The organism is Pseudomonas vlassakiae (assembly GCF_014269035.2).
GTDB classification, from domain to species: Bacteria; Pseudomonadota; Gammaproteobacteria; order Pseudomonadales; family Pseudomonadaceae; genus Aquipseudomonas; species Aquipseudomonas vlassakiae.
On the sequence record NZ_JABWRP020000015.1, the window covers coordinates 105532 to 122175 of the forward strand.

Here is a 16644-nt window from a genome sequence, read left to right on the forward strand (position 1 = left end):
CAGGCGCTCCCGGCGCGGTGTGACAGCCGTGCCGGGGGTGTTTGCCCTTAGTCCCGGAACCCGCTAAATGAACACACCTTTTGCCATACCGGATAACCCAGACTCCGCGTGCCAGCCGCCGTCCACCAAGGACTTCCTGGTCGATCGCACCTTCCGTGCCCTTGCGCGCATCGGTGTGGTGCTGATTCTCGCGCTGGTATTCGCATTGGTATACGAAGTAGGACGCAAAGCACTTCCAGGCATGGAAAAGCACGGTTTCGACGTGCTGTTCGGCAGTGTGTGGGACGTCAACCAGGGCAAATACGGCATTCTGCCCGCCATCTGGGGCACGCTTTACAGCGCCCTGATCGCCTTGTTGATCGCTGGCTTCTTCGGCGTCAGCATGGCCATATTCCTTACCCAGGATTTCTTGCCGGCGAGGCTCGCCGCGGTGTTTCGCACCATCGTCGAGCTGCTCGCCGCCATCCCCAGCGTCGTTTACGGCCTGTGGGGCATCTACGTGGTGATTCCGGCCATCCGGCCGCTGACCGCCTGGCTGAACAGCGAGCTGGGCTGGATCCCGTTCTTCGGCACCTCCCTGAGTGGCCCCGGCCTGCTGCCGGCGGCGTTGGTGCTGGCGATCATGATCCTGCCGACCATCGCCGCGGTTTCCCAGGATGCGCTGACCAGCGTACCGATGAAGACCAAGCAGGCTGCCTACGGCATGGGCACCACCCACTGGGAGGCCATCCTCAAGGTCATGGTACCGTCGGCCGCCACCGGCATCTTCGGCTCCCTGGTGCTGGGCCTTGGCCGTGCACTGGGCGAAACCATGGCCCTGGCGATGCTGGTGGGTAACGCCAACACCATCACCCTGTCCCTGTTTGCCCCGGCCAACACGCTGGCAGCCTTGCTGGCGCTGAACTTCCCGGAAGCCGGGCCGAACGAGATCGAAGTACTGATGTACGCCGCACTGGTCCTGATGTTCATCACCTTGCTGGTGAACGTGTTCGGGTCGCTGATCATGCTCTACGCCCAGCGGGGTAACAAATAATGACTGACCTCTCTGCAGCAACTACCGCCTTGCCCAGCCTGCAGCGCCGCTTCGAAGGCCGCGCCCTGCGCAGCCTGGTGCTGACCAGCATGGTCTGGTGCGTGGCCCTGTTGGCCAGCGTGCCGCTGATTTCCGTGCTGTACATGCTGATCACCCGGGGCGGTGCGCGCCTGAGCCTGGAAGTGTTCACCGAACTGCCGCCCACCGGTTTCGAGATGGGCGGGGGGTTCGGTAACGCCCTGGCCGGTACCTTCGTCATGGTCGGCATCGCCGCCGCCATTGCGGTACCGGTCGGTATCCTGGCGGCGGTCTTCCTCGCCGAACTTGGGCCTGAGAGCAAGCTGGCCAACGCCTCGCGCTTCGCCGCGAAGATGCTCACCGGCCTGCCGTCGATCCTTGCCGGTGTATTCGCCTATGCCCTGGTGGTGATGACCACCGGTACCTATTCGGCCCCGGCCGGTGGTGTGGCGCTGGCGGTGCTGATGCTGCCGATCGTCGTGCTGACCGCTGAAGAAGCCATGAAGATGGTGCCCAAGATCATGAAGGACGCCGCCTACGGCATGGGTTGCACCCGCGCCCAGGTGATCTGGAAGATCGTCCTGCCGACCGGCATGCCGGCCATCCTTACCGGCGTCATGCTGGCCGTGGCCCGCGCCGCAGGCGAAACCGCGCCGCTGCTGTTCACCGCGCTGTTCAGCAACTACTGGATCTACCACGACGGCAGCCTGGCCGTCATGAACCCCACGGCCTCGCTTGCCGTACTGATCTACAACTTCTCCGGCATGCCGTTCGACAACCAGCTGGAGCTCGCCTGGGCGGCCTCGCTGGTGTTGGTGATGATCGTGCTGGTAGTCAACATTCTTAGCCGAATCTTCGGCAAGCCAAAGTATTGAAAGGGAGCATTCGACCGTGAACGTATCAACTGCACAGAGAGCCGCTCCCATGGTCAGCGAAGCGCCAATCGTCATGGACTGCAAGCTGGACAAGATTTTCTACGGCAACTTCATGGCGGTGCGTGACAGCCATGTACCGATCCGCAAGAACCAGATCACCGGCTTCATCGGCCCGTCGGGCTGCGGCAAGAGTACCGTGCTGCGTAGCCTCAACCGCATGAATGACTTGGTCAAAGGCTTCCGCTTCGAAGGCCATGTACACTTCCTTGGCCAGGATGTCTATGGCAAGGGCGTGGACCCGGTGGTGGTGCGCCGTTACATCGGCATGGTGTTCCAGCAGCCGAACCCGTTCTCCATGAGCATCTTCGACAACGTCGCCTTCGGCCTGCGCCTGAACCGCTACAAGGGTGACATCGGCGACCGCGTCAAGCACGCCCTGCAAGGCGCCGCGCTGTGGGACGAGGTCAAGGACAAGCTCAAGGTCAGCGGCCTGTCGTTGTCCGGCGGCCAGCAGCAGCGCCTGTGCATCGCCCGTGCCATCGCCACCGAGCCGGAAGTACTGCTGCTCGATGAGCCCTGCTCGGCACTGGACCCGATCGCCACCCGCCGCGTGGAAGAGCTGATGGTCGAGCTGAAGAAGGACTACACCATCGCCCTGGTGACGCACAACATGCAGCAGGCGATCCGTGTCGCCGACACCACGGCGTTCTTCTCGGTCGACATCTCCCAGGGCACCCGCACCGGTTACCTGGTGGAGATGGGCCCGACCACGCAGATCTTCCAGAATCCGCGTGAGCAACTGACCAGTGACTACATCAGCGGCAAGTTCAGCTGAAATGGATGCGACCTGTCGTCTTCACCTGCCAGCGGTAGAGCGCGCACTGCGTGAAGTGCAGGCCCGCTTTGGCGAACTCAGCCAGCACTTCACCGAACCGCGTGATCCGTTCACCGACGAGGTGCTGCTGAATGTGCTTGAAGGCTATGCCTTGATTGACGACTATGTCGCACGGGGCGTTGACCTGTTCGACCTGCAGCAGCTGAACCTGATGCTGGAGATCAACGCCACCGTGCTGTGCGGCAGCGACCCGGCGCGCCGCCGCGAGTTCGCCCCGCACCTCGCGGCCACCGAGGCACGCTTTTTCAACAACGTGGAAGGTGGCATCAAGGACCTGTACAACTGGTATTGGGCGTACCGCAGCGAGTCGATCTGGAAGCGCGCTGCCGGTGTCTATGTGCGCATCCTCAGCAAGCCGCAATTGTTCATCGAAGGTAACAATCGCACCGGGTCGCTCATCGTCAGCTATCTGCTGATGCGGGCCGGGCTGCCGCCGTTCGTGCTGACGCTGGACAACGCCGAGGGTTACTTCAACCCGTCCTCGGTCATTCGCAACTCCGCCAAGCATGGTGTGAAAGCGTTGTACGAATTGCCCAAGATCAAGAAAAAGTACGCCGCCTTCCTCGAAGCGCAGGCGCCTGAACCCGAACAGTTCTTCCTGCCCGGCACCGGTGTGCCGGCCCGCCAGGGGAGCCGATGATGGAAAGGTATTCGATGCTGGAGCAAGGCAAGGCCGGTGGCCGACGCGCGTGGCAAGCCATCGGGCGCACATTCAGGCGCCCGCAGATGCGCATATCCTTCGATATCGATGACACGCTCGCCTGCCTGCCACACCACGCCGATGAAGAACACAGCAAGCTGCCGGCGTTCGTCCACCGCTGGTTGGGCGAGCCGCTGCGCCGCGGCACACGGTCGTTGATCCGCGACCTGCGCCGCCAAGGCTGCAGCATCTGGATCTACACCTCGTCGGGCCGCACACCGGCCTATATCCGCCGCTGGCTGATGCTGTACGGTATTCACGTCGACGGCGTGGTCAACAGTGATCGCCATCAGCATGTGCTGGCGCAGCACCGGCTTGAGAATGCCCCTTCGAAGTACCCGCCGGCGTTCGATATCGACTTGCACGTCGACGATTCCGAAGGGGTCGGGATCGAGGGCTTCGACCACGGTTTCCGGGTGGTCGTGGTCGACCCGCAAGACGGCAATTGGGCGCAGAAGGTGATGGATGCGGCTGAGCAGGTGCAGGCCCAGCTGGCCTGGCAGCAACCGCAGCGGTTTGCGGCACCGGTGCGGCGGCGTGAGCAAGCGCTGGCTTCCTGAGCGTCTCTTTCGCCGTTGAATTTGTAGCGCCTATACGATCGAGCGCCGCGCGGGCGGCGCTCGAGCTATGCCTCACCTCTGAACTCAAGGCAGGCGCCTGCTTTTCCAGCCCTGATCAGTGCTGTGCGGCGTCCACTGCGATGGCTTCGCCAGACACTTCCAGATACCGGACACCGCGGTTGGCGATGGCGTAGTGGATCAGCCCACCCAGCCCGGCGCCGAAGAACCAGGAGAACTGCGAAAGCGTCTCGAACGCCGGCACCAGCGCCAGCAGGATGGCGATCAGCGCGGCCGGGATGAACGCTGCCACGGCGCGCAGGTTGACCCCACCGCGGTAGTGATAGTCGCCCGCAGGGCTTTCACTGTAGAGCTGCGGCAGGTTCACCCGGCTACGGCGCACCAGGTAGTAGTCAGTGACCATGATGCCGTACAGCGGGCCGAGCAGGGCGCCCAGGCCGCCTAGGAAGTACACGATCACCGCCGGGCTGTTGTACAGGTGCCATGGCAGGATCACCACCGCGATGGTGGCGCTGAGCAAGCCTGCGCGGCGGAAGTTCAATACCTTTGGCGCCAGGTTGGTGAGGACGAAGGCCGGGGCGACGAAGTTGGCCATGATGTTCACCGCCACGGTGACCAGCAGGAAGGCCAGGCAGGCCAGCACCAGGCCGGCGGTGTTGGGGATGGCGGCGACGATTTCGCTGGGGCTTTGCACCAGCTTGCCGTCGATGCTGAATTGCGCACCGGCAAGCACCACGGCGATCAGCGCGAACCCCAGCATGTTGACTGGCAGGCCCCAGAAGTTGCCAACGCTGATGGTTCGCCGGTCTGGGCAGTTACGCGTGAAATCGCAGAAGTTGAGAATCATGGTGCCGTACAGCGATACCCATAGCGCGGCAGCACCGAACACCTTCAGCCACATGCCGGCGCCGGTCGGCGCGTTACCACTGGACCAGGCGATCGACAGGCCGCTGCGCCAGTACATCCAGGCCGCCAGGGCGCTGAAGGCGACCAGGATGATCGGCCCGGCGAGCGATTCGAACCGGCGCACCATCTCCATGCCATAGGCGAAGATTGCGACCTGCACGCACCAGATGGCCACGAAGGTGACCCAGCCCAGGGTCGACAGGCCGAGGATCGAATTCTGGTCGTAGGGCCTGAGGTCCGGCGCGATGGCGGTGAGCAGCACGCGCAGGACGACCGAGGCGAGGTAGGTCTGGATGCCGAACCAGGCGATGGCGATCACTGCACGGATCAGGGCCGGGATCTGCGCGCCATGGATGCCGAAGCTGATCCGGCACATGACGGGGTAGGGCAGGCCGGTCTTCTGCCCCATGTAACCGGACAGGTTCATCAGGCCGTAGATCACCAGCGCACCGAGCGCGAAGGCGGCGAGGATCTGCGCGCCGCTCATGCCCAAGGCGAACAGGCCGATGGCGAAGGAGTAGTTGGCGATGTTGTGCACGTCATTGGTCCACAGCGCGAACAGGCTGTAGCGCCCCCAGGTGCGATTGGCCGCCCGGGTCGGTGCAAGGTCGTTACTGTACAGCCGCGGGCTCAGCTGCGACGCACTGGAGCCGGCCGTTTCGGCGGGGAGATCGGCAAGCTGGCCAACATCGGAACGGGAAATCGACGCCATCGGGACTCCATGATGGTTGTGTACTTTTATTGTTTGTATTTGTATACAAACAAGATTCGTACCAACCATGAACGTGCTGGATTACAAGCCCTCTGCGGGTTCTCGCCGTTATTTGCGTTGTGGATTACGCTTTGAAGTGGGAAATTTGTGCACGTTTTCGTGCACCGTTGTTACCGCAGGATGCCATGAGGATCAGTTCGATGTTGCATGTACCGCTCGCGCTGGGTCTGTTGCTTGCCGCCACCGTGGTCGAGGCGGCGCCGCTCCAGGTACCGACCCCGGCTGCACTCAGGAGCCAGCTCGAAAGCCTCAAGCCCGGCCAGTTTCTCTGGTTCCCGCAGGTCTCGCCGGCAGGGCCGGTGACCGTAGTGGTCAGCCTCACCGAGCAACGCGCCTACGTCTATCGCAATGGCATTGCCATTGGCGTCAGCACTGTGAGCACCGGCAAGGCGGGGCGGGAAACCCCTACCGGGGTGTTCAGCATTCTGCAGAAGAAGGTCGAGCACAAATCCAGCCTCTACAACAGCGCACCGATGCCGTACATGGAGCGGCTGACCTGGGACGGTATCGCCTTGCACGCCGGCCATCTGCCGGGCTACCCGGCTTCCCATGGCTGCGTGCGCCTGCCGCTGGAGTTTGCCAAGAAGCTGTACGAGGTCACCGGCTTCAGCTCGACCACCGTCATCGTCTCCGATACCCACAGTGCTCCGGTGGAGGTCAACCACCCTGGCGTGCTGGCGCCCACGGTCAGCGCAGGCAAGGCCCAGGGCCCGCTGGTGTTGAGTAACCAACAGTTCTGGAACGACCCGGACCCGACCTCGGGGCCGCTGTCGATCCTGATCAGCCGCGCCGACCTGCGCGCCTACGTCTATCGCGGTGGCCAGCTGATCGGCTCGGCGCCTGCACTCTCGCTTGCCAACAGCCAGCACCGCAGTGGCATGGCGGTGTATTCGCTGCTGCAAAAACCGTCCGCCCTGGCGCTCGACGGTGCGCTACCCTTGCGTTGGTCAGTGGTGGGCTTGAGCAACCCGGAGTACGGCGATACCCCCTATGAGCAGTTGGGGCAACTGGACATCAACCCGGAGTTCCGCCATCACCTGCGCGCGGCGATGGATGTCGGCACGATGCTGGTGATCACGGATTGGGCGTCGACCCGGGATACCCGCAGCGACGGCAAATTCACGGTGATCAGCACCGATGACGGTGAAAAACTCAAGCCATTGGTCAAGAAATGATCGGCAAGCCCAAAGAATTCAAGCAAAGTGGTGGCTTTTGGCCGCAAGCCAGCTCCGCTTGCTGAGCGGCCTTTACCGGGGTAACCATGTCGATGTTCGATCCCTTGCGGGGAGCCGTACGGCTCTCTTTGGCCAGTCTTGGCCTGTTTTTCCTCAGCGCCTGGCAAGCTGCCCATGCGCAACCCCTGCCCAGCGCCGCCGAACTGCAGCAACTGGCGCCCAATGCGAGCCTGTCGACCCTGGACCTGGCACTCACCGCCTATGCCTGTGCCAGCCACAGCGAGGGGGACAAGTTGCTGACCGTGATCGATTACTCCAAGGCATCGCGAGACAAGCGCCTGTGGGTGTTCGACTTGCGCGCGCGCAAGCTGTTGTTCGAGGAGTGGGTGGCCCACGGCAAGAACAGCGGCGCCGATGTGCCGACGACGTTCTCCAACGCCCCCAACAGCTACCAGTCCTCCCTCGGCCTGTATGAAACCGGTCAGACCTACAGCGGCAAGCACGGCCGCTCGCTGCGTCTTCAGGGGCTCGAGCCTGGGTTCAACGACAACAGCATGTCGCGGGCGATTGTCATGCACGCAGCCGCCTATGCCGACCCCAAGGTCGTACCCGGCCTCGGTCGGCTGGGGCGCAGCCAGGGCTGCCCCGCCGTGCGGCCGGCAATCGCCGGCAAGCTGATCGACACGCTGCAACGCGGCAGCTACGTGTTTGCCTACTACCCGCAGCAGGAGTGGCTGAAGAAGTCGCGGTTTCTCAACGCCCAGAGCTGCCCGCTGGCCAACCCGTCGATCGCCAGCAAGTAGCCACGCGTTTTAAGTGGCTTGTGGATCCATAAATATCCATAAGCCACTTTTTTGTTGACTGATTTCCGGTTTCTGGTTGTTAATGGATCCACAAAAACAATCAATCGGAGAATCGGATGTTCCCGAAAAACGCCTGGTACGTCGCCTGCACCCCTGACGAAATCACCGAAAAGCCCCTGGGCCGGCAGATCTGCGGGGAAAAGATGGTGTTCTACCGCGGTCAGCAGAACCTGATCCGCGCCGTCGAGGATTTCTGCCCGCACCGTGGGGCACCGTTGTCCCTGGGCTATGTCGAGCATGGCAACCTCGTCTGCGGTTACCATGGCCTGGTCATGGGCGGCGATGGCAAGGCCGTCGAGATGCCAGGCCAGCGGGTACGGGGCTTCCCCTGCAACAAGGCCTATGCCACGGTCGAGCGTTATGGCTTTGTCTGGGTCTGGCCCGGCGATCAGGCACTGGCCGACCCCGCCAGCCTGTGCCACCTGCCGTGGGCAGAGAGTGACGAGTGGGCTTACGGCGGCGGGTTGTTCCACATCAATTGCGACTATCGCCTGATGATCGACAACCTGATGGACCTGACCCACGAAACCTACGTTCACGCCTCCAGCATCGGCCAGAAGGAAATCGACGAAGCACCGCCGGTCACTACGGTCAACGGCGACGAGGTGGTCACTGCCCGCCACATGCAGAACATCATGGCGCCACCGTTCTGGCGCATGGCGCTGCGGGGCAATCAGCTGCCCGACGACCAGCCGGTCGACCGCTGGCAGATCTGCCGTTTCACCCCACCCAGCCATGTCCTGATCGAAGTGGGCGTGGCGCTCGCCGGCAAAGGGGGCTACCACGCGGCCGCCCAGGACAAAGCGTCGAGCATCGTGGTCGACTTCATCACACCGGAGACCGAGACCTCGATCTGGTACTTCTGGGGCATGGCGCGCAACTTCAACCCTGAGGATCAGGCCCTGACCGCCAGCATTCGCGAAGGGCAGGGCAAGATCTTCAGCGAAGACCTCGACATGCTTGAACAGCAACAGGCCAACCTGCTGGCGAACCCGCAGCGCAACCTGCTCAAGCTCAATATCGATGCGGGCGGCGTGCAGGCGCGACGCATACTCGAGCGGCGGGTCGCCCAAGAACAGGCCGGCGCCGCTGCAGCGCTGATCGCAACCGCGCAGTAAACGTCCCCGTCGATGCCCAGACCGGCCATCCCGGTGGCCGTCCATGCAAGGTGAGCCATGATTGAAGTCGTCGTCACAGCCCGAACCCGTGAAGCCGAAGGTATCTGCAGCTACGAATTGCGCTGCGCCCAAGGCCAGCCGCTACCCGCATTCAGTGCCGGGGCGCACATCGATGTGCACTTGCCCGGCGGCCTGGTGCGCCAGTACTCCTTGTGCAATCACCCGCAGGAGCGTCACCGCTACCTGATCGGCGTGCTTAATGATGCAGCATCGCGCGGCGGCTCCCGCTGCCTGCACGAGCAGGTCGAAGCCGGGCAGCGGCTGCTGATCAGCGAGCCGCGCAATCTCTTTGCCCTGGCGCCCGGTGCCCGCCGCAGTTTGCTGTTTGCCGGCGGCATCGGGATCACCCCGATCCTGTGCATGGCAGAGCAGTTGTGGCTGCAAGGCGATCACTTCGAGTTGCACTACTGCGCCCGCTCCAGCGAGCGTGCGGCATTTCTCCAGCGCCTGGCGGCGACACCGTTCGCCGGCCGGGTCCATCTGCATTTCGACGCGCTCCCGCAGACCCGGCTCGACCTGGCCCAGGTACTGGCCGTGCCCGGCGCGGAGGATCACCTGTACGTCTGCGGCCCGGCTGGCTTCATGCAGCAGGTACTGGACGATGCCCGCCGTCAGGGTTGGCAGGACACCCAGCTGCACCGCGAGTACTTCGCCGCCGCGCCAGTCGACACCGCGGGTGACGGGGTGTTTTCGGTCAGGCTCGCCAGCACCGGCCAGGTGTTCGAGATCCCCGCGGACAAGACCGTGGTTCAGGTTTTGCAAAGCCACGGCGTGCCGATGGCGGTGTCGTGCGAGCAGGGGGTCTGCGGTACCTGCCTGACCCGGGTGCTGGAAGGCGTGCCGGAGCATCGCGACCTGTACCTGACCGAAGCCGAGCAGGCCGCCAATGACCAGTTCACCCCGTGCTGTTCACGGGCCAGGACGCCCATGCTGGTGCTGGACCTGTAGAGTGCGCCTAGTCGCCCCTGGAAATCACCTGGACGCCACTTGCCGTGCTGGCCGCGCCGAACACTTCGGCATAGCGCAGTGTGGCATTGGCGTGTTCGCGCATGATGTTTTCGGCGCGTGCGCCCTGGCCGTTGCGCAGTGCATCGACCAATGAGTGGTGCTGCATGTGGGCGTAATTGAAGCGCCGGTACTCGCGGGCCATGTCGTCGCGGTCGAAGGCCAGCGCCGACACCGAGGCGAACGGGCGATGGTCATTGCGCGCCAGCGCCTCGGCAATGGCCGGGTTGCCGCTGCCGGCCACGATCACCTGGTGCAAGCGCACGTTGAGGTCGTGATAGGCCGCCAGGTCCTGTTCGGTGATGTAGCCCTTGGCGAACAGGGCGTCGCCCTCATCGAGGCATTGCACCAGGGTGGCCATGGCCTGCGCGTCCAGGCCACGTTCGGCGCACAGGCGGGCGGCCAGCCCTTCAAGAACGCCGCGGACCTCCACCGCGCCGGTGAGGTCATCGACGCTCAATGTACGCACCTGGAAACCCTTGCCGCCATGGCGCACCAGCAGGCCTTCCTGTTCCAGGGTGCGGAACGCCATGCGCACCGGCATGCGGGAAACGCCGAAACGTTCTGCGGTAGGGACTTCCATCAACCGTTCACCGCCGGCCAGTTCGCCGGAGGCGATCATCTTGCGCAGGGCGACCAGGATGGTCTGGCCGTGTTTGCTCATTGCACGCGACCTCAACGAAGGGGCCGCCATGGTAACGCAAGCGGCACGGACGTTGCACTGCGCAGGTGGTGCTTGCGGTAATCTGTGCGCGGCATGGAACTGGCCCGCTGACAACAAGGTAGAGACCTTTGAAACTTCACCAACTCAAGGCGCTGGTCGCCATCCACAACGCAGGCAGCATTCTCGAAGCGTCCAAGCTCATGCATATCACCCAGCCTGCACTGAGCCGGTCGATCAAGGAGCTGGAGCGCGAGGTCGGTTTCACCCTGTTGCAGCGCTCATCCAAAGGCATGGCCCTGACCGAGGAAGGCAAGCGTGTCATCCGCCATGCCAACCTGGTGGTGGAAAGCATTCGCCGCCTGCAGATCGAAGCGGCCAGTATCCAGGACGCTGCGGTGGGCGCAGTGTCCATCGGGGTGACTTCGCTGACGGCGATGCTGGACGGGGTCGACGACAGCATCCTGGCCTTCCGGCGCAAATACCCGCGGGTGAAGATCACCATCACCGACCTGCGCCCCAGTCAGATTCTGCAACGGCTGCGCGATGGCAGCCTGGATTTCGCCATTACTTCGCAGCAGCCGTTGAGCCGGCTCAACCTGGACTGGGAAGCGCTTGGCAGCATCAAGGGGCGGGTGATCTGCCATGCGTCGAATCAGCAGAAGTTCGCCAAGTCACTGCGCACCTTGCAATACGCCCCGTGGATCAGCCTGGATGAACTCTCGGACCCGGCATCGCAGTTTCACCAGCTGTTCGATAGCAACGGCCTGCGGGTGCCGCAGAACACCATTGAATGCACGTCGGTGATGATGGCGCTGAAGCTGTTGAAGAACACCGAATCGTTGATGACCATCAGTGAGCTGGCCGTGGACCAGGGGTTTGCCTTTGGCGTTGATGGCGAGTACCTGGCCGTGGCAGTGCAGGAGCTGATTCCGGATTACCCGGTCAACCTGGTCTGCATCGACCGCCACAGCCTGACCGCACCCGCCCAGGAACTGTTTCACAGCTTGCGCGGGCAGGTGCTCAGGCACACCCGCCCGGCGCCGTCAGAAGTGGTAGTACATGCCTAGGGAGAGGTTGCCGGGGTCGTCGCCCAGCTGGTCCAGCGGAGTGCCAGCGTAGGTGACCGAGGACGCAGGCTGGTTGAAGATCTTGCCAACCCGCCCATACACAGCCCAGCGCGGGTTGATGAAATGATCGTAGCCGAGCATCACCCCTTGGGCATTCTTGTCGCGCGCCGTGACCTGGCGCTGCATCACGGCCAGGCGCAGCACGTCCAGCTGGCCAACCGGTGCCATTACGCCGAAGGTGTACAGCGTGGTACTGGGGGTGCCGTGCTGGTCGACGGCCTGGTGTTGCCAGGTCAGGCTGGTGGCCAGCGGGCCGAAATCGTAGAACGTCGACAGGCTCTTGTAATGGTTGGCGGTCTGGCGTGAGGTGCCGCCGTCGTCCCAAGGGTCGCTGTAATACAGGTTGTAGGAGGCCAGCAGCATCAGCGTACTGGTGCGGTATTGCAGCCTGGCGCCGCCACCGCGCACGGTACGCCCCTGGCTGGCGGCATCATCGAAGCCGAAGGTCACTGCGGTGCCGAGGCTGAAACCGTTCAGGGTCGGGCTGGTGTAGGCCAGGGTATGTTTCGGCCGCAGGTCCAGGTTGTAGGCACCTTTGCCAGCGGCAGGCAGGGCCAGGAAGGTGTAGGGCGAGCCATACGTGGCGAGGAACGGGTCGGCGTAGGTCGGGGTGCCCATGCTGTAGGTCTTGCCGAACTCAAGCTTGCCCAGGGTTCGCGAGCGCAAGGCCAGCGTGGCCAGGCGCAGGCTGCCGATCGTGTCCCAGGTCCCTTCCAAGGCTTTGCCGTTGACGTTGAAGCCCTCTTCGACATCCAGCTCCACGACAGTATCGGTGCCCACTGCCTTCCTGGCATACAGCCCGAGCTTGTTGGTCCATGCGCCGCCACCGGCCAGACGAAAACCCGAATGGTGCTGCGAGTCGTGATAGCTGGTGAAGGCGTCCACGGTGCCGTAGACCTTGAGCTTGTCATCGAAGCCGTTATCCACCCCGTAATAACCGAAGCCTGGCGCAATCCGGCCCAGGCTCGGGAAGCCCTCGGCGTGCGCCTGCACGGCAAGGGCGGCACATTGAATCATCAACAGCATCGAGGTAGTGCGAGTGTTCATTCACGACTCCAGGCCAACTCACTGATGGGGTGGCCCGTAGCGTCGATGAACAGATCGTTTCAGTGCGATTGCTTATTCGGCAACCCTATGCCGCTTGGTTAATCAGCTGCTGGCGCTGCCCACGTCTGGCGGCGACGCCTGCTGCAGAGCGCCTGCCAGCACCCGACAAGGTGCCGTGCGGTGGGCCGCTCAGTGTGCGTTAACGGGGCAGCGGGTACAGGCAGGGCGAACGGTGCGCCACTTCAGGGCATGTTGGCCGTGGCCTGCGCGGAGTGATTAACCCTCGGTTAGGTGTATGCCGAAACTGCAAGTGTGTTGCGTGCCCGATTGGCCGATAGTCGTGGCACGCCGCGATTTGCCATCGGAGAACACAATGACAACACCGCTACCCGCATCGACCGCCGTGCAGCCCGGCGCGCATAGCGCCGCACAAGGGGGGCGTGCTTCGCGCAAGACCTTGGTCGCCTGTTCGCTGGGCAATGCGCTGGAAATGTACGACTTCACGATCTACAGCTTCTTCGCCGTGCTGATCGGCAAGCATTTCTTCCCCGCCGAATCGGCGACGGCGTCGTTATTGATGTCGCTGGCCACCTTTGGTGTGGGTTTCCTCATGCGTCCCATCGGGGCAATGGTCATCGGCCGCTATGCCGACCGGCATGGGCGCAAGGCCGCCTTGAGCCTCACCATCGGCCTGATGACCCTGGGCACCGCGTTGATCGCCTTTGCGCCCACCTATTCGCAGATTGGCATTTTCGCCACGCTGTTGCTGGTGCTCGGTCGACTCATTCAAGGCCTGTCGGCAGGCGGGGAGGTCGGGACTGCATCGGTGTTTCTGATGGAGTCGAGTGCGGCCAGCAACCGTTGTCGGAATGTCAGCTGGCAAGCCGCCAGCCAGGGGTATGCCGCCTTGGTGGGCGCCGCCTTCGGCTTTGCGCTGCACCAGTCGCTTGACCCCGTGGCACTGGAAAGCTGGGGGTGGCGGCTACCCTTCATCGTCGGGCTGCTGATCGGCCCGGTCGGTTGGTACATTCGCACGCGCCTGCCAGAAACCCACGAGGCGACGCCAGTGTCGCATGGCGGACAAGGGCTCGATGCGCAACTGCTCAAACGCATCACCCTGGGCATCGGCCTGATGGCCAGTTCGACCATCGGCATGTACCTGTTGGTGTTCTACATGCCCACCTACCTCACCACCACCTTGCAGTATCCGCCTGGCAGCGCCATGGCCATCGCCTGCATCAGCAGCGGCTGCATGGCGGTGATCTGCCCGCTGGCGGGCAAGTTTGCCGACCGGTACCAGTTGCGCAAGCGCCTGCTGGCCTGGACGGTGGCCACGCCGGTGATGCTGATCCTGCCAGTGTTCCACCTGCTCGGGCAGGTGCGCGACCTGGGCCTGGCCATGATGTGCGTCGCGGTGTTGATCTTGCCGACCTGCATCGGTGCGGGTGCGTTCTTCGCGCTGATCATGGAGGGCTTCCCGAAAGCCCGGCGCTCCTTCGGCACCTCGGTCAGTTACAGCCTCGGCGTGACCCTCTTCGGCGGCTTCGCGCCGCTGGTGGCCACCTGGCTGATCGCCGCGCTGCAAACCCCGATGGCGCCGGCCTATTTCCTCCTGGCGGGTGGCGTGGTCAGCCTGGCCTGCCTCCGTTATTTCCCTGAAAACAAAGGATGCGAGTGACATGGGTACGTTCCTGAGCAAACCGCCTCGGTGCGAGGCTGCGGCACTGGATGAGTTCGTCACGCTGCGCCGACAGATCCACGCCGCGCCGGAACTGGGCGGCGACACCCCCGACACCGCCGCGCTGGTGGCCGACAGGCTCCAGGCGTGGGGCTACGAGGTCCATCGCAACGTGGGCGGGCATGGTGTGGTCGGCGTGTTGAAGGTGGGCAACGGTCCACGCAGCATCGGGTTGCGCGCCGACATGGATGCCTTGCCCATGACCGAGAAAAACCCCTTCGCCCATGCCAGCAAGATCCCCGGTCGCATGCATGCCTGTGGCCATGACGGGCATACCGCAATCCTCCTGGCCGCCGCTTCGCAGCTGGCTGCCACGCGAGATTTCAATGGCACGTTGAATGTGATCTTCCAGCCGGATGAAGAAGGCCTGGCCGGGGCCAAGGCCATGCTCGACGATGGCCTGTTCGAGCGTTTTCCGTGTGATTCGGTGTACGCCCTGCACAACATGCCTGGCTTGCCGGTGGGCACCTGCGTGGTTCAGGCCGGGCCAACCATGGCGTCTTCGCAGCGCGTCAGCATTCGCATCACCGGCAAGGGTGGCCACGGTGCGATGCCGGAACTGTCGGTCGACCCGGTGATGGCGCTGAACAGCCTGATCAGCGCCATCCAGACCATCAAGTCGCGCAACCTGAGTGTCGAGGAATACGCGGTCATCAGCATTGGCATGATCCAGGCCGGCACCGTCTACAACATCATCCCCGATGAAGCGTGCATGCTGCTGAGCGTGCGCACAGACACGGCCGAAACGCAGCAGAAAATCAACAGTCGCATCGACGCCCTGGTCAAAGGCCATGCCGAAAGCTACGGCGTGCAGATCGATGTGCAGTTCACTCAACTGGCGCCGGCGCTGTGCAACAGCGACCAGGAAAGCGCGTTGCTGCGTGACAGCCTGAGGCCGTTGTTCGCTGACGGTGCGCTGCTGGATACGATGCCGAAAAAAGTCATGGGCACCGAGGACTTCGCCTACATGCTGCAGGCGCGGCCAGGCTGCTATTTCATGCTGGGCAACGGTACCGGCGAGTTCCATGGCTGCTCGGTGCACAACCCGCACTATGACTTCAACGATGCGCTGGTGAAGATAGGCGCCGATTGCTGGGTGAAATGGGTCCGGGACTACCTGCGTTGAGGTGCAGCATCAGGCTGGCGGCTGTTGAAACAGCTCGCGGATCACCCCTCTGATCCAGCGATTGCCAGCGTCCTGGTGATAGCGCGCATGCCAATGCTGCTTGACGGTGAAGCGCTCTACGGCAAACGGGCAGTCATGCAGCCTCAGCCCGTGCATGTCGGCAAGTGTCTGGCCGATGTGCCGCGGCAGCGTGGCGACCAGGTCGGTGGTCCCGACGATCATGCCCAAGCCGAGAAAGCCGGGCAGTTCGAGCATGGTCCTGCGCTCGATCCCGGCCCGCGCCAGGCCGGTTTCGAGCAGCTTCTGCCCGGTCCCGGCACTGATCTGCACGTGCCCCTCGGCCCGGTAGCGCGCCACGCTCATGCCATCGCCCAACCGCGGATGCTGTGCGCTGCTCAGGCAAACCCAGTCCTGTTCGAACAGCACCTGTTGATACATGCCCGCGCCAAGCCCGGGCACCAAACCGATGGCCAGGTCCGCTTCACCGGATTCCAGCGCGCTCTCGGTATTGCCATCGATCCGCGCCGCTTCCAGGCGAATGCCCGGCGCATGGCTGCGCAAATGGTTGAGGATGCTGGGCAGCAAGGTGATATGGCTGGCATCGCTGACACACAGGCGAAAGCGCCGTTGTGCCGTGGCTGGCATGAACTGTGGCGCCCAGTCGCTGAGGCGGCGCAGTGATTCCAGCACTTCCCGGCACGGCCCTATCAGCTGGTCGGCCCGCGGGGTAGGGGCCATGCCGCCCGGCGTGCGCACGAACAACGGGTCGTTCAACTGCTCACGCAGGCGCCCCAGCCAGATGCTCAGGGTCGGTTGGCTCTGGCCCAGCTGCTCGGCGGCGCGGGTCACGCTTCGGCACTGGTAAAGCACCTCGAACAACTGCAGCAGCTTGGGTTCCGGCAAGGGTTCGAGCGGGGTCATTATTGTGAATCTCAATAGTGCTA

At 63.5% G+C, this 16644-nt stretch carries 16 protein-coding genes; 12 read left to right on the top strand and 4 right to left on the bottom strand.

All coding sequences use genetic code 11. The features are described 5' to 3' along the window. The first annotated feature begins 67 nt into the window (after positions 1–67). The 5 genes from pstC to HU738_RS19160 are packed head-to-tail and all read left to right on the top strand — an operon-like array spanning position 68 to position 4081. On the top strand, positions 68–1033 hold the full coding sequence (gene pstC / locus HU738_RS19140; protein WP_054883790.1) for a phosphate ABC transporter permease subunit PstC: 966 nt from the start codon (positions 68–70) through the stop codon (positions 1031–1033). Further along, the gene (pstA, locus tag HU738_RS19145) at positions 1033–1926 is read left to right on the top strand and encodes a phosphate ABC transporter permease PstA (RefSeq protein ID WP_054883789.1); all 894 of its coding nucleotides are present in this window, start codon (positions 1033–1035) and stop codon (positions 1924–1926) included. Before pstC ends, pstA begins: the two co-directional genes overlap by 1 nt. A gap of 49 nt (positions 1927–1975) precedes the next feature. Next, positions 1976–2761, top strand: coding sequence for a phosphate ABC transporter ATP-binding protein PstB (gene pstB / locus HU738_RS19150; RefSeq protein WP_189660624.1), 786 nt, complete (start codon positions 1976–1978; stop codon positions 2759–2761). A gap of 1 nt (position 2762) precedes the next feature. Further along, the gene (locus HU738_RS19155; RefSeq protein ID WP_186603112.1) at positions 2763–3461 is read left to right on the top strand and encodes a hypothetical protein; all 699 of its coding nucleotides are present in this window, start codon (positions 2763–2765) and stop codon (positions 3459–3461) included. After that, positions 3461–4081: a hypothetical protein gene (locus HU738_RS19160; RefSeq protein WP_186603113.1), complete on the top strand. Its 621-nt coding sequence runs from the start codon at positions 3461–3463 to the stop codon at positions 4079–4081. Before HU738_RS19155 ends, HU738_RS19160 begins: the two co-directional genes overlap by 1 nt. A gap of 115 nt (positions 4082–4196) precedes the next feature. Here the strand turns inward: HU738_RS19160 and HU738_RS19165 are convergent, their stop codons facing one another. Next, entirely contained in the window at positions 4197–5717 is a 1521-nt protein-coding gene (locus tag HU738_RS19165) for an NCS1 family nucleobase:cation symporter-1 (protein ID WP_186603114.1), read from the bottom strand. A gap of 200 nt (positions 5718–5917) precedes the next feature. Here HU738_RS19165 and HU738_RS19170 point away from each other — a divergent pair, with 200 nt between their 5' ends. From HU738_RS19170 to HU738_RS19185, 4 genes are all read left to right on the top strand, one after another. Then, positions 5918–6952, top strand: coding sequence for a L,D-transpeptidase (locus tag HU738_RS19170; protein ID WP_186603115.1), 1035 nt, complete (start codon positions 5918–5920; stop codon positions 6950–6952). 92 nt (positions 6953–7044) lie between these two features. Next, the gene (locus tag HU738_RS19175; RefSeq protein ID WP_437182034.1) at positions 7045–7755 is read left to right on the top strand and encodes a murein L,D-transpeptidase catalytic domain family protein; all 711 of its coding nucleotides are present in this window, start codon (positions 7045–7047) and stop codon (positions 7753–7755) included. Between the two features lie 116 nt (positions 7756–7871). Further along, positions 7872–8933 (top strand): aromatic ring-hydroxylating dioxygenase subunit alpha, encoded by a 1062-nt coding sequence (locus HU738_RS19180; RefSeq protein WP_186603117.1) that lies wholly within the window; start codon positions 7872–7874, stop codon positions 8931–8933. Between the two features lie 57 nt (positions 8934–8990). Then, a complete protein-coding gene (locus tag HU738_RS19185; protein ID WP_186603118.1) occupies positions 8991–9941 on the top strand; it encodes a PDR/VanB family oxidoreductase in 951 nt (316 codons plus the stop codon). Between the two features lie 7 nt (positions 9942–9948). Here HU738_RS19185 and HU738_RS19190 read toward each other — a convergent pair whose 3' ends face one another. Further along, positions 9949–10662 (bottom strand): GntR family transcriptional regulator, encoded by a 714-nt coding sequence (locus HU738_RS19190; protein WP_054883782.1) that lies wholly within the window; start codon positions 10660–10662, stop codon positions 9949–9951. Positions 10663–10790: 128 nt separating this feature from the next. Here HU738_RS19190 and HU738_RS19195 point away from each other — a divergent pair, with 128 nt between their 5' ends. Next, complete coding sequence (locus HU738_RS19195) at positions 10791–11729, top strand: LysR family transcriptional regulator (protein WP_186603119.1); 939 nt, start codon at positions 10791–10793, stop codon at positions 11727–11729. Here HU738_RS19195 and HU738_RS19200 read toward each other — a convergent pair. Beyond that, positions 11706–12836, bottom strand: a complete 1131-nt coding sequence (locus HU738_RS19200) for a porin (protein ID WP_186603120.1) — start codon at positions 12834–12836, stop codon at positions 11706–11708. The two genes, HU738_RS19195 and HU738_RS19200, sit on opposite strands and share 24 nt — an antisense overlap. A gap of 373 nt (positions 12837–13209) precedes the next feature. Here HU738_RS19200 and HU738_RS19205 point away from each other — a divergent pair, with 373 nt between their 5' ends. Both HU738_RS19205 and HU738_RS19210 read left to right on the top strand, forming a co-directional pair. Next, positions 13210–14514, top strand: coding sequence for an MFS transporter (locus HU738_RS19205; RefSeq protein WP_186603121.1), 1305 nt, complete (start codon positions 13210–13212; stop codon positions 14512–14514). A 1-nt stretch (position 14515) separates the two neighbouring features. Continuing rightward, positions 14516–15700: a M20 aminoacylase family protein gene (locus tag HU738_RS19210; protein ID WP_186603122.1), complete on the top strand. Its 1185-nt coding sequence runs from the start codon at positions 14516–14518 to the stop codon at positions 15698–15700. 9 nt (positions 15701–15709) lie between these two features. On the opposite strand, the gene HU738_RS19215 is transcribed toward HU738_RS19210, so the two are convergent. Beyond that, the gene (locus tag HU738_RS19215) at positions 15710–16621 is read right to left on the bottom strand and encodes a LysR family transcriptional regulator (RefSeq protein ID WP_186603123.1); all 912 of its coding nucleotides are present in this window, start codon (positions 16619–16621) and stop codon (positions 15710–15712) included. Positions 16622–16644: the final 23 nt, after the last annotated feature.

Excerpts from the sequence above, each read along its gene's own strand:
- HU738_RS19155 (WP_186603112.1), top strand. The coding sequence starts at position 2,763 with ATGGATGCGACCTGTCGTCTTCACCTGCCAGCGGTAGAGCGCGCACTG.
- HU738_RS19170 (WP_186603115.1), top strand. The coding sequence starts at position 5,918 with ATGTTGCATGTACCGCTCGCGCTGGGTCTGTTGCTTGCCGCCACCGTG.
- pstA (WP_054883789.1), top strand. The coding sequence starts at position 1,033 with ATGACTGACCTCTCTGCAGCAACTACCGCCTTGCCCAGCCTGCAGCGC.
- HU738_RS19160 (WP_186603113.1), top strand. The coding sequence starts at position 3,461 with ATGGAAAGGTATTCGATGCTGGAGCAAGGCAAGGCCGGTGGCCGACGC.
- HU738_RS19190 (WP_054883782.1), bottom strand. The coding sequence starts at position 10,662 with ATGAGCAAACACGGCCAGACCATCCTGGTCGCCCTGCGCAAGATGATC.
- HU738_RS19210 (WP_186603122.1), top strand. The coding sequence starts at position 14,516 with ATGGGTACGTTCCTGAGCAAACCGCCTCGGTGCGAGGCTGCGGCACTG.
- HU738_RS19185 (WP_186603118.1), top strand. The coding sequence starts at position 8,991 with ATGATTGAAGTCGTCGTCACAGCCCGAACCCGTGAAGCCGAAGGTATC.
- HU738_RS19180 (WP_186603117.1), top strand. The coding sequence starts at position 7,872 with ATGTTCCCGAAAAACGCCTGGTACGTCGCCTGCACCCCTGACGAAATC.
- HU738_RS19200 (WP_186603120.1), bottom strand. The coding sequence starts at position 12,836 with ATGAACACTCGCACTACCTCGATGCTGTTGATGATTCAATGTGCCGCC.
- HU738_RS19215 (WP_186603123.1), bottom strand. The coding sequence starts at position 16,621 with ATGACCCCGCTCGAACCCTTGCCGGAACCCAAGCTGCTGCAGTTGTTC.
- HU738_RS19165 (WP_186603114.1), bottom strand. The coding sequence starts at position 5,717 with ATGGCGTCGATTTCCCGTTCCGATGTTGGCCAGCTTGCCGATCTCCCC.
- HU738_RS19205 (WP_186603121.1), top strand. The coding sequence starts at position 13,210 with ATGACAACACCGCTACCCGCATCGACCGCCGTGCAGCCCGGCGCGCAT.
- HU738_RS19175 (WP_437182034.1), top strand. The coding sequence starts at position 7,045 with ATGTTCGATCCCTTGCGGGGAGCCGTACGGCTCTCTTTGGCCAGTCTT.
- pstC (WP_054883790.1), top strand. The coding sequence starts at position 68 with ATGAACACACCTTTTGCCATACCGGATAACCCAGACTCCGCGTGCCAG.
- pstB (WP_189660624.1), top strand. The coding sequence starts at position 1,976 with ATGGTCAGCGAAGCGCCAATCGTCATGGACTGCAAGCTGGACAAGATT.